Genomic DNA, 12,391 nt, shown 5'->3' with positions numbered 1-12,391 from the left:
TTTCAGGAGGATGGGAGAACGGCCTTGCGGAACGCTTGGGGGCTTTGGGGGAATTGTTTGCCGCCAGCCGCTTCGTCTCGGCCCATAACCGGACCGAGACGAAGCGGCTGCTGGCGTTATAGGGCTTTGAGCACGGTGGTGATGGTGGTTTTCGCGCCGTTCAGGGCCTCGCGGAGGTCCATCAGGGTGGAGTCGGGATTGTTGATGGGAGTGTCGGCGGGGCGGTCGCTGCCGCCGAAGAGGATGTAGACGACCCGGGTGCCCTGGAGGGCGTAGATCTCGTAGCGGGCCGAGTAGGCGGTGTCCGTCTTCTGTTTGATCGCCTGGCCGTAGTTGTCCTCGCCGATGCCGGGGAGTTTGGTGATCTTACTCCAGGCGATGCCGCCGATTCTGGAGCTCGCGGTGAACTTGGTCTTGCCGCGTTTGTCGATCAGGAAGAAGCGGGCGGAGTCGGCGTCGGGGAATTCGCGGACGCTGACCATGAGGTTGCGCCAGCGGATCTTGCCGTCGGCGACCGGCATCTTGTCGTTCCACCACTGGCACTGGATGTGTTCGGCCTTGCCGTCCTTGCTGGTGGCCGCCTCGCCCTTGGTCTGCGGGACGAGTTCGGCGGCGACCTGGTTCAGGGCGACGCAGTGCGGGGGCAGGTCGATGAGTACGGGCTTGGGGCTGGGCGTCGGGGTAGGGCTGGGGCGGGCCTTTCCGGCGAAGGGGGATGGTTTGCCCTGCTGCCAGGCGGTGACCGACTGGGCCAGCTGCTCGAGCAGGACTTTGACCTCGCGGATCGCGTTCGCTTCGGTGATCGACTGTTTGGTCTCGGTGGAGAAGAGGTCGGCTTCCTTGTGCTGCTGGCTCGCCTCGTACTTGACCTGGAAGGTGATGTTGCCGACGCGGCCCATGCCCTGGCCGAAGGAATAGTGGTAGTCCTTCTCGCGGACCAGCTGGTATTGGGCGATGGCCTCCTCGCCTACGCCGGTGAACTTGGTGGGCTTGGAGTAGTAGCGCTCTTGGGTGGAGTTGTTGCCGCCGTAGGTGTATTGGCTGAGTTCGCCGTTGAACTGGATTTTGGCGGCCTTCTCGGCGGTGGTCTCGCCTAGGGCTTCGTACCGGGCGACGTTGACGACGATCTCACGGCTGCGGGTGACGTCGCGGTAGGAAATATTGCGATTTGCCCAGGTGCAGGTCCAGCGGACGTAGCTGACGATCGTGTCGGCTCTGTTGTCGCTGGTACGGGAGTCGATCTTCGCTTGGGGGACGAGGCGTTCCGTTTCGACGGGGTCGAGCATGCCGCACACGTCGGCGTTGGTACCCGTGTTCGCGGCGGCCGAGGTAGTCGCCGAAGGGGCCGCGCTGCCGGAGGACGTGGCCGCGACCGGCGTCTGGTCGCCGGCCTGGGCCTTCATGAACACGAAAGTGCCGCCGGCCACCAGGAGCACGACGACCAGCGCCAGGACGGGCACAACCCAGCCACGCCGTTTCCGCGGCGGCCCTTGCCAGCCACCGCCCGGCTGCGTGGTCCCCGGCCAGGGCCCGCTGCCGGACCCCTGCCACTGGCCTCCCACCTGGTACGGCCCAGCATCCTGCCCGGACGGGTGCCACGGCGCTCCCGAAGGAGGGGGAGGCTGTGCGCTGCCCGACCAAGGTCCAGGCGTATCAGGCGATTGTGGCCCAGATGGCCCTGGCGCGCCCGCCTGCGGAGGACCCGGCCACGGCCCATGCGCGTCCGGCGGTTGTGGCCCGCCCGGCCAGGATCCAGGCGCATCCGGCTGCTGGGGGTTGCCGGGCCAAGCTCCGGGCGCGTCCGGTGACTGTGGACCACCCGGCCAAGCCCCCGGCGTGTCCGCCGACGGAGGGCCTCCCTGAAAATCCGGCTTGCCTGGCCAAGGCCCTGATGCATCCGGCTGCTGATGGTTACCCGGCCAAGCTCCGGGCGCGTCCGGTGACTGCGGACCACCCGGCCAAGGCCCTGACATATCCGGCTGGGGACGGCCACCCTGCCATGATCCGGGCACGTCCGGTTCCCGACCTGTGGAAGATCCTTCAGCGGGAGAGCCGGAGAGTACCTGTGGGGGCGTGTAGACGGGAAGCTCGTGGAGCTTGGTCGGCTCGTCGCGAGGGTTGGACGCCGATGGTTGGGGCCAGCCGGGGGTGAAGGGCGGTTCGTGCTGGCCTGGCGGGGGCGGTAACGGTGGTCCATCCCGCCATGGTTCTTCCGCGTTCTGGGCGGCGCGGGGTTCGGGGCGTTCACCCGGGTCGGCAGCGGAGGGCCAAGGGATCGGGCCCGAAGGCAAACGTTCAACCGGGCGGGTGTCAGGGTCCGAATCCTGGGTGTGGTCAACAGATTCGGCTGCCCCGAACGCCGAAGGTGGGACAAAATGGCCGGCTGGACTCAGGCCGGGCGCGTTTTCAATGGACGGATCAGTCCGCTCTTCAGGTCGGAACTCCGCGGGGGCGCCAAAGTACCCGCCCGCGGCTCGTGTCGTCGGCACGTCAAATGAGGGCCAGTCCGCGGCGGGCTCTGGATGGTCATCCGCGTTTCGCCCGAAATTCGGGCGCAGGATTCGGGCCGACTGCTGCGCGGAGGTGTCCTCGGGCGCTGGCTCGGATACACGACCCCGGCTCGGCTCAGGAGGCGGACCGAAGGGCAAGTCGGAATCGTCCAGCCTTCTGGTCGCATCTTCTCGGTGATCATTCTCTTCGGAGGCCGTACGCGAAATGTCGTGGCCGCCGTAAGAGCGACTTTCAGCCGACTCAGGCGCAAGAGACTCAGGCTCGGACCCGGAAGCTGATTCCGAGCCGGGTTCGGTGGACTCGGTCTCGGCGGGTGGCCGGCCGGACTGGGAGTCATGGGGTGGCTCAGGTGGAGGGTCCGGGGATGGCGGTGGAGGGAAGTAGGCGCGGGGGTCCGGGTTGGGTTCGTTCAGGGCGCGGCGCGGCGGAGGCTTGAACGGGTCCCATGGGGTGTTCGGCGGTGTGGTCATGAAGGGCTCCTGGAGGGTGGGAGACGGCTAGCCGAGGCCGACGCTGACGAGGGTGGCGGCGTGGGTGGCGGCCCGCCAGGTGGGTGATCGCTCGGAGGCGTCGGGCGAGGCGACGCCCGACTGCCGGTAGGCCACTTCGACGATCAGATTGCTTTGGCGGAACCACACGGACGTGCCGGTGACTCCGGGCTCGCTGATGTTCCTGGTGAACGCGCCCTGGGCGAGCGTGAAGTCCTCGGCCGCCCCACCGGAACGGTAGCCGTCAAACGCGCGCGCGGCCTGGTTCTCGGCGGGGTTCAAGTGGTAGGTGACGGTCAGCGTGGTGTTGGTACGGTGCTGCGCCCACCCACAACTACCCCCGTCCGGCTCACCCCGATCCGCACCATCACCGAGAAGCTCGTTCGCCTGCCGGTTGGTCAGCCCCTCACACGGATCCGGCAGGGCCGCGAAACGCCCCGGCGTGTCCTGATCACTGCCCAGATTCCAGGCGGCAAGCCCCGCCGCGACACCAAGAGCCACGGTCAGCGCGCCGATCGCGACCAACCGTCCCGTTCTTCTCGGCCGTACGACAACAGGAGGCGGAAGCAGGGACTGCAGCATGTGCCGCGCGGCCGGGGCGGGCGGGCGGCGGGAGGGGTCCTTGTCCAGGAGGGCGAGGATCACGCGGGCCAGCCCGGGGGCGGCGCGGATCATCGGCGGCGGCTCGTGCATGAGGACGGCGGCGAGCACGGCGGCCGGGAGTTCCCGGTGGAAGGGCCCGCGGCCCTCGACGGCGGTGTAGAGGGTGGCGCCGAGCGACCAGAGGTCCGACGGCGGGCCCGCGGGTTCTCGCCGGAACCGCTCGGGAGCCATGTACGCCGGCGACCCCGAACTGTCGGCCGGATCGGAGCCGAGCGGCGCGGCGATGCCGAAGTCGGCGAGCATGGCCCGGCCGTCCTCCCCGATCAGGACATTCGCGGGTTTCACGTCCCGATGCAGGATTCCGTTGTGGTGGGCGAGCGCCAGCGCGTCCAGGATCGACAGCCCGATCTCGGCGACCCGGTTGGACGGCAGCGGGAGCAGCTTGTCCAGGGAGGTGCCGGGCACCAGGTCCATGATGATCCAGGGCTGCCCGTCGTGCGGCACCACGTCGTGGATCATCACGATGGACGGGTGGCTGAGCCGTCCCGCCGCGCGGGCTTCCTGCAGGGCGCGGCCGGTGTATTCGGCGAGCTCGCCGGGGCTGAGACGGGCCGGGACGCGCATCTGCTTGACCGCGACCTCGCGTCGCAGCAGCTCGTCGTGGGCGCGCCAGACGGTCCCCTCGCCACCTTGGCCCAGGGGTTCGACAAGCCGATATCGGCCGGCGAGCAGGTTCACTACGCCCGGCTCCACAACGTGTCGGCGGCGACGGCAGCGGCGTGTTCGGCCGCGGCGCGGATCTGCTCGGGGGTGCGGGTGCCCAGATCCGCGTACTCGATCTTGCCGACCAGGTTGCCCAGGCGGAAGAAGATCAGGTTGCTGAGCACCCGGCCGTCGGTGGAGCTCACGTCGCTGGCGAAGGCTTCCTCGCCGACGCCGGGCAGGGTCCGGGGGCGGGAGATCACGACCTCTTGTTTGCGGTCTGCGCCGATTTCGTACCAGATGAATTGGCCCTCGCGGAGGCCGTTGTCGGCTCGGCGGCGCAGTGCGGCGAAGAGGGTGCGGGCCGAGTCGGCGGTCAGCGCCCAGGGGTCGGGGGTGTCGGAGTCGGTCTGCGGGTCGATGCGGAGGCCGGTGCCGTCGACCGTCCACTGGCAGCCTTTCTCGATCTTCCGTCCGGGGGCGGTCCGGCCCAGGGCGGAGGTGATCTCGGCGGCGGGCAGGGCCGTACAGAGATCGACGGCCGTGGCGAACGTCGGCGAGGAGCGGCGCGCGGGCGGGTCTTCGCCGCCCCAGGGGACCACGAACGCGGCTCCGGCCAGGAGCGGGACCGCCACCGCGGCGGCGACCAGCCATCGGCGGGTACGGCGCTGCCGGGCCGCCATGGGCATCGTCACATCCGGCATACCGCCCCGGGCGATCTGCCGGAACAGATCGAGCGCGGCGGCCGGTTCCGGGCGGGCGCCAGGATCGCGGGACAACATCCAGCGTAAGAGCGGGCCGATCGGCCCGGCGGTCCTGGGCAGGGGGACGTCCTGGGAGATGGTCGCGTAGAGGACCTCCACCTGGGACCCCTTGAACGGGGGTGTGCCCTCCAGGGCCAGGTAGAGGGTCGCGCCGAGCGACCACAGGTCGGATTCCGGGCCGCCGGGCTCGCCGGAGAGGCGTTCCGGCGCGATGTATCCCGGCGATCCGATCAGCATGCCGTCGCCGGTCAGCGCGGTCGTGTCGGCGGGGCGTGCGATGCCGAAGTCGGTGAGGACCACGCGGCCGTCGCTGGTCAGGAACACGTTGCCGGGTTTCACGTCGCGATGTTGCACGCCGAGGGCGTGCGCGGCGGCCAGCGCCTCCAGCATCCTGGCCCCGATCTCGGCCACCCGCGCGCCCGGCAGCGGGCCGTGCGTCCTGACCTCCTCGGCGAGGTTGCGGCCGTGCAGCCGCTCCATCACGATCCACGGCTTGCCGCCCTCGACGAGCACGTCGTGCACGCCCACGATCGACGGATGCCGCAACCGCGCGGTGACCTCCGCCTCGCGCATCACCCGGGCGACCAGTTCGGCCCGCTTGCGTTCCTCGAGCCCGTCGGGGAAGCGCAACTCCTTGACCGCGACCTCGCGGTCAAGCGTCTCGTCCCTCGCCAGCCATACCGTACCCATACCGCCGGAACCGAGAGGACGGAGCAGGAGGTAACGAGAGGCCAGTCTTTCCCCGATCGATTCGGCCATAGCGGGAGGATAGCGAAATCCCGTTCGGGTGCTTTGCGGATTGCCCGGGCTGTTACTGCGGTATTGCGGGGTTAGTCGCGTTGGGTTATCGGGCGGATCGCGACCGTGAGCAGGGGGAGGCCGAGAACGCCCAGGCAGGCCAGGGCGTACGGGAGTGGGAGTCCCAGGGTCAGGGCGGCGACGGCGAGGGGGCTGATGACGAATCCGGTGTACGAGACGACGGAGACGGTGGTCACGATGGCGCCGGTCGTGTCGCGGGTGCCGGCGTCGCTGAGGATGGCGGGCATCAGGGGGGCGAACGCGAGGCCGGACAGGCCGAATCCGGTCAGGCTGAGCCAGGGGGTGGTCGCCAAGCCGGCCAGGATTATTCCGCTCGAACCGCCTAGTCCGGCGATCAGGAAGAGGGTTCGGGTGGTCAGGGTGGGGAGGGCTTGGGCGATCAGGCGGCCGGTGGTGAGGGCGGCCATGTAGGTCGCGGGGGCGGCGGCGGCCAGGACAGGGCCGGCGCTGAGGTGATCCTCCAGGAGGATGGCCGACCATTGTTCGACCGCGTTCTCGACGATGAGCAGGCAGGCGCCGAGCAGGCCGAGCACCACGCCGATTCCCCACAGGCCGGGGCGGGGCTTCTTCTCGTTGTCCTCCTGTTGGGTGGGGGGACCGAGCGGGAGGCGTACGGCGGCCAGACCGGCGGCGAGGACGAGGGCGGCGGCGCAGGTGAGGACGGCCGGGGTGGACATGCCCAGGTCGCGAGCGAATCCGGCGGCGGGGGCGGCGACGATCACGGCGACCGGGAAGGCGGCGTGGACCGGCTGAAAAAGCCGCCGGCCGGTCACGCGTTCGCCGCGCGCGGTGGCCATGTTGAGCGCGACGTCGACGCTTCCGCTGGCGACGCCGAGGATCAGGAGCGCGAGCGCGAGAACCCACGGCTCCGAGATGAAGCCGAGGACGACCGCGACGGCGGCCAGGCCGGCCATGGACAGGGCGAGAACCAGGCTTTCGCGGCCTCGGGCGAGGCGGCCGGTGACCATCATGGCCGGAATCGCGCCGATGGAGACTGCGGTGAGGGCTAATCCGAGATCAGCCGTGGATGCGCCGAGTTGTTCTTTGATGGCGGGGAGCAGTCCGGACCATGCGCCCCAGAACACTCCCCAGCCAGCGCATACCGTTACCAGTCGCCATCCGACGAGGTTCCGCACATCACTACCTAGCACACGATTCCCTTCCACGCCTGGCCCCAATGGATGGCCGTCGCTCACTGCCGTGACGACAATTATCTGGCGATCGCGATGACGTGAGGAGGATCTGTGGGGGAACGGGAGAAGCTGCTCACCGTGCTGCGGCGACGCCTCGAACGGGCGCGGGAGGGGGAAACGGCGGAGCTCATGGCTGCGGAGGCCCTCGCGGACGAGCGTCGGCTGGCCGAACTGGTCGAGGAGCGCGACCTGGTCGGTTGGACCCGGCTGGGCCAGCTGTCCTGGTTCAGGTATCTGGCGGAGCGGCGGGACTCCGATCTTCGCGCCGCGGTCGATTACTGCGCTCGCGGGTACGTCAACGGCGTTCGTGACGAGGATCTCCCGGAGCCGTTGTTGCCGCTTCTCGCCAATCGTGCCGTCGCCACCGCGGAGGATCTTCTCCAGGAGTCGACCGAAGTCCACGACCCGGACCTGCTCGACGATGCCGTGGAACTCTGGGAGCGGATCGCGCTCCACACGCCCGGCGACCATGAGAACTACGCGGGCCGCCAGGACAATTTCGCTCTTTCCCTGCTGCTGCGGTATCGGCGGACCGGCTCCCGGGACGACCTGGAACGCGCGGCCGTTCTGCAGCGGAGCGTGGTGGCCTCGACCCCGCCAGGCCATCAGAATCTGGCTCGGTACATGAACAATTTTGCCGAGACGCTGGCAGACCGAGCGCAGGAGTACGGCTTGGCCGAGGACCTGAACGCGGCGCTCGGTTTCTACCGGGAGGCGATCCGGCTAACCCGTCCGGACGATCCGGGCATGCGGGTGTACGCGAGTAATCTCGCGCGCGCTCTGGCGTCCCAGACAGATCCCCCGGACGACGCCATCGAGGAGATCCGGGGGTCGGTGTCCGGAGCCGAGGGCGCTGAGCGGGCCGACCGGCTGAGCGATCTGGCGGAGGCGCTCCTTGGCCGGGCGGAGCGGACGGGAGCCCAGGCGGATCTGGACGAAGCGGTCGAGGCCCGCCGGGCTTCGGTCAATCTGACGGCCCTGGACGATCCCGAGCGTCCGAACCGGCTGCACCTGCTGGCGGGCACGTTGCAGGCCCGCTTCCTGCGTACGAACGAGTTGGTCGACCTGGCTATGGCCCTGCGGGCGAGCGAACTCGCCGTGGCCACGTGCGCGCCTGGCCACCCGTACCGGGCCGAACTGCTCAACGGTCTCGGCGCGGTGCTGATGCTCCGGTATCCACGGTTACGGGAGGCCAGGTGCCTCGACGCGGCCATCGACGCCTTCCAGACGGCAGCGGCCATTGGCCGAAATCATGGGATTTTCCACGGCAACTACGCCAATGCGCTGCGGCAGCGCTTCAAGCTGACGGGTCGCGCCGAGGATCTGGACGCGGCCATCGCGGCGGCGGAGACCGCTTTGGCCGAGGGCGGCATGGCCGGCGCGGTCCGACCGGTGCTCCGCGACAATCTCGCGCTCATGCTGCTGGAACGGTTCCAGGAAGCGCGAGCCGCAGCCGATCTCGACGCCGCCATCGCGCATGCCGAGACGACGGTGACTGAGACGGCCGGTCGCCCGGATCAAGCCGATGCGCTGCGCACCCTGGGCACGGGGCTGGAGTTGCGCTACCGGGCGACCGAGGACCCGGCAGATCGGGACAAGTCGTTCACGGCATTGGAAGAGGCGATTCGGATCGAGTCGGCTTCTCCCTCGACACGGGTCCAGATCGCGATGCTCGCCTCCGGCCTCGCCGCGCCGGATGATCCGGCCCGCGCGGCCGAGCTGCTCGATTCGGCGGTACGGCTGTTGCCGGAGACGATGCCGCGCCGTCTGGACCACGCCGACCGGCTCGCGCACACCCGCAGGGTGACCGGTGTGGCCGCCGACGCGGCGGCGCTGGCGCTGGCCGGCGGCGGGCCGGACGCGGCGGCCCGCGCTCTGGGCCTGCTCGAACTCGGGCGTTCCGTGCTGCTCGGGCAATTGCTGGAGACCCGGACCGACCTGTCGGATCTCGCGGCGCGGCGGCCCGACCTGGCCGAGGAGTTCATCCGGCTGCGGGACCAGCTGGAGCGCCCCGAGGATCACGTCGCCGAGGCGTTCCGGAGCGGGATCGCGACCGTGAGCGATCCTTCGGCGGAACGCCGCGAGGCGGGCGAAGCCTTCACCCGGGTGCTCGCCGAGATCCGCGCGCTCCCGGGCCATGAGGCTTTCGGCCGACCCCTCGCCGTACCGGATCTGGTCGCCCAGGCCGAGGCCGGGCCGGTGATCACACTCAACACGAGCAATCACCGATGTGACGCGCTCCTGCTCGCCACGGACAGCGTCAGGCACGTGCCGCTGCGGAAGCTGAACCTCGACCTGCTGGCCGATCGGACCGCGCGGTTCACCCAGGGATTACGCGACTCGCTCGATCCGAAGTCGCGGCTGGCGGATCGGAAAGCGGGCGGGGAACGCATGCTCGACTGCCTGGAGTGGTTGTGGGACGTGGTCGCCGCGCCGATCCTGGACGCTCTCGGGTTCACCGCCTGCCCTGGCGTCGGCGAGGTGTGGCCGAGGGTCTGGTGGGCGTCCGGAGGGCTGCTCGGCAGGTTGCCCGTGCACGCGGCCGGGTATCACCGGGCGACCAACGGACAGGCAGTAATCGATCGCGTTATTTCCTCTTATACGCCAACAATTCGGGCGCTGGGGTATGCGCGTCAAGCGCCCTCCGCGAAGAAGCGCGCCCGGCCGCTCGTCGTCGTCATGCCGACCACTCCCGGCGTGCCGGGTGCGCTCATCCACGTCGAGGACGAGGCGGCGATGATCGCCGCGAGGTTCCCGGAAACCGTGCTGCTGACCGCCAGCGGATCGGCAGGCCTCCGCCCGACCAGGGAGAACGTGCTCCGGCACCTGCCCGACTGCCGCGTGTTCCACTTCGCGGGGCACGGTTTCAGCGATCTCGACGATCCGACCCGCTCCACCCTGCTGCTCGCCGACCACGCCACCGCGCCGCTCACCGTCGCCAGCCTCGGCGGGGTACGGCTCGGCCGTGCCCAACTGGCCTACCTGTCCGCCTGCCGCACCGCCATCACCGAGGACTCCCACCTGGCCGACGAGGCCATCCACCTGGCGACGGCCTTTCAGCTGGCCGGATTCCCGCACGTCGTCGGCACCCTGTGGGAGATCAACGACAGCGTCGCCCGCACCATCGCCGAGTCCTTCTATGCGCGGCTGGGCGGTTCGGCGCGGGAGCGGTTCGCCCCCGAGCGGGCGGCTGAAGCGCTGCATCACGCGGTCCGCGCCGCTCGGGACCGGTATCGGCAGGTACCCAGCCTCTGGGCCGCGCACGTGTACACGGGACGATGACTCAGCGCCGCACGCCCGCTTCCAGGCTCTCCAGATGCCGCCTTCGCACCTCGTAGTCGATATGACCCGCGGGAGTCGCGGCGAGGGCTTCCCGGCTGAGATCCAGGGCCTCCCGCAGGACCTCGGTGTTTCCCGTGCCGTTGTAGTGCACGGTCAACGCGTTGCTGAGGTTGGAAAGGTAGGTGCCACGGTCAGGATGGCCGTCCGGTGCCAGCTCCACGGCGGTACGGCTGACCTGGGTTGCCTCCACGATGAAGTGCAGCACCTTGGTCGAGTGGTACAGGCTCACCAGAACCCGCCCGAGATTGCTCAAGTGGGGGGCGCGGTCGGTGCTGGGCGGGGCCGGGGCGGCAATGGCCATACGGCTCACTTCGAGGGCTTCCGCCAGCGCGAACCGGTCGCCGGTGGCCGCGTGCCGCAACCGCAGGGCCGTACCCAGATCCGAGAGGCGGTCGGCGTAGTGGCGGTGCTGGGGAGCCGTCTCGGCCACGATCTGCCGCAGCAGGGCGGTCGCCTCCTCGATCGCGGCCAGGTCTCCGTCCAGCTGGTGGATGTCCAGCAGCTCGGCTGCCCGGTCCAGGGCGCGCTCTGTGGAAGCTTCCTGCCGCAGGAAGTACGCCCGCAGGTCGTCGGGCACCCTTGTCGGATCGGCAGAGAACACCGGTCCGAAGAATGTCACGGCGGCATCCAGGTCGTCCCGGTCCTTGCCCTCCGGCAGATGTTCGTACCGCAGCCAGTGGAACCAGCCGAGGGTATAGGCGGCGTCGACGTCGTCCGCTGGTTCCGCCAGCGTCGCGACCAGCTTCGTGACATTCTTCGTGGTCTTCTTGTCGAACAGCGGAAGGGCGTCGCGGGTCGCCGAGCATTCCTCAAGAATCGCCCTGAGCTTGGCCATTCTCCGTACGCGTTCGTCGTTCACGACTCAAGCATGGACACCGGGGGCCCAGCGCGAAAGGATTTCCGTGACCGTCGAAGGGGGCCGGTGATGGACGGTGAATCGCTGGCGGCCGTACGAGCCCGCCTGGCGAAGTTCGAGCGGACCGGAGACCCGAGCCGCCTTTTCAAACGCAAGGCGTGGACCGAGGCGCTGCACCTTCTCGAATCGGTGTCCAGCCTGGAGAAAGAATGGGAGGCCGCGCACGCGGTCGGATGGCTGAGCTGGCAACGCTACCGGTTCCTTCCGGAAGGGGAGGACGCGGAAGCACTGGAAATGGCGCTGAACATGCTCGAATGGGCTTACCGGCACGATCCCGGAAGCGTTCCCGCCGCGGTCCGCGAGCACTTCCGCAAAGGGGAGGTGGGAGAGGACGCGCGCTGGCGATGGCTGGGCGACGCCAACGCGCTCAGCACCGAGTTCCAGCGGTCGCAGGATCTGGACCTGCTGGAGGAGGCCATCGTGCTCTACCGCAGGACGGTGGACGAGCTTCCGCCCGTGCACGACCACTATGCCCCCTTCCTGTCGAACCTCGGGGCCGCCCTGCGCACCCGCTCCGAGGCGGTCGGAGATCAGGCGTCCCTCCTCGAGGCGCTGCGGGTCAGCAGGCAGGCGCTGGAAGCGCCGTCCTCCCTGGAGGACGACCGCGCTCGCCAGCTCTGTAACCTCGGCCGCGTTCTCAACGTGCTCGCCCGGCGGGCCGGAAAGCTCGCCTACCTCCTGGAGGCGGTCGACGTGGGCCGCCGAGCGGTGACCGCCGCCCCCGCCGACCACCCGGACCGCCCCGCCTACGTCTCCGTGCTCGCCGGCTCGCTGAATCTCCTCTACCTGCACAACAATGACGTGGCCGTTCTCGCCGAGGCCCTCGAACTGAGCAGGGAGGCATTCGACGCCACGCCTCCCGGCCACGTCGACTACGAGCTGAGAAGGGAACACCACGCGAACCTCCGGGAGGACTACCAGGCGGTCGCGGGAGGGAAATGATCCCGTGGTCGGGCAGGTCGCCGAAAATGGCGCCCGCTTGCGGTTCGCCGCGGTTGGCTCGCCCTGACAGGGCACTCCCCCGGGGCAGGCTGGTGCGGCTTCGCCAGCCTG

At 69.5% G+C, this 12,391-nt stretch carries 7 protein-coding genes; 2 read left to right on the top strand and 5 right to left on the bottom strand.

Going from position 1 to position 12,391, the window contains the following annotated elements:
• Nucleotides 1-116: 116 nt before the first annotated feature.
• The 4 genes from Aple_RS33295 to Aple_RS33280 form a co-directional block, all read right to left on the bottom strand.
• Nucleotides 117-1,460, bottom strand: coding sequence for a hypothetical protein (locus tag Aple_RS33295; RefSeq protein ID WP_155348699.1), 1,344 nt, complete (start codon nucleotides 1,458-1,460; stop codon nucleotides 117-119).
• 1,548 nt (nucleotides 1,461-3,008) lie between these two features.
• The gene (locus Aple_RS33290) at nucleotides 3,009-4,340 is read right to left on the bottom strand and encodes a serine/threonine-protein kinase (protein ID WP_170321775.1); all 1,332 of its coding nucleotides are present in this window, start codon (nucleotides 4,338-4,340) and stop codon (nucleotides 3,009-3,011) included.
• Nucleotides 4,340-5,827, bottom strand: a complete 1,488-nt coding sequence (locus Aple_RS33285; protein WP_155348697.1) for a serine/threonine-protein kinase — start codon at nucleotides 5,825-5,827, stop codon at nucleotides 4,340-4,342. Before Aple_RS33285 ends, Aple_RS33290 begins: the two co-directional genes overlap by 1 nt.
• A gap of 71 nt (nucleotides 5,828-5,898) precedes the next feature.
• Nucleotides 5,899-6,972 carry an MFS transporter gene (locus Aple_RS33280; RefSeq protein WP_170321774.1) on the bottom strand — a complete coding sequence of 358 codons (1,074 nt, stop codon included), beginning with the start codon at nucleotides 6,970-6,972 and terminating at the stop codon, nucleotides 5,899-5,901.
• Nucleotides 6,973-7,131: 159 nt separating this feature from the next.
• Here Aple_RS33280 and Aple_RS33275 point away from each other — a divergent pair, with 159 nt between their 5' ends.
• A complete protein-coding gene (locus tag Aple_RS33275) occupies nucleotides 7,132-10,362 on the top strand; it encodes a CHAT domain-containing tetratricopeptide repeat protein (RefSeq protein WP_170321773.1) in 3,231 nt (1,076 codons plus the stop codon).
• A gap of 1 nt (nucleotide 10,363) precedes the next feature.
• Here the strand turns inward: Aple_RS33275 and Aple_RS33270 are convergent, their stop codons facing one another.
• Nucleotides 10,364-11,281 (bottom strand): tetratricopeptide repeat protein, encoded by a 918-nt coding sequence (locus tag Aple_RS33270; protein WP_170321772.1) that lies wholly within the window; start codon nucleotides 11,279-11,281, stop codon nucleotides 10,364-10,366.
• Nucleotides 11,282-11,347: 66 nt separating this feature from the next.
• On the opposite strand from Aple_RS33270, the gene Aple_RS33265 reads away from it, so the two are divergent.
• Entirely contained in the window at nucleotides 11,348-12,280 is a 933-nt protein-coding gene (locus Aple_RS33265) for a tetratricopeptide repeat protein (RefSeq protein ID WP_170321771.1), read from the top strand.
• The last annotated feature ends 111 nt before the right edge of the window (nucleotides 12,281-12,391 follow it).

It is taken from the genome of Acrocarpospora pleiomorpha, assembly GCF_009687885.1.
In the GTDB taxonomy this organism is placed as follows: Bacteria; Actinomycetota; Actinomycetes; order Streptosporangiales; family Streptosporangiaceae; genus Acrocarpospora; species Acrocarpospora pleiomorpha.
The sequence above is the reverse complement of the archived record's forward strand: the minus strand, read 5'-3'. Positions and strand labels throughout refer to the sequence as shown.

Excerpts from the sequence above, each read along its gene's own strand:
- Aple_RS33285 (WP_155348697.1), bottom strand. The coding sequence starts at position 5,827 with ATGGCCGAATCGATCGGGGAAAGACTGGCCTCTCGTTACCTCCTGCTC.
- Aple_RS33265 (WP_170321771.1), top strand. The coding sequence starts at position 11,348 with ATGGACGGTGAATCGCTGGCGGCCGTACGAGCCCGCCTGGCGAAGTTC.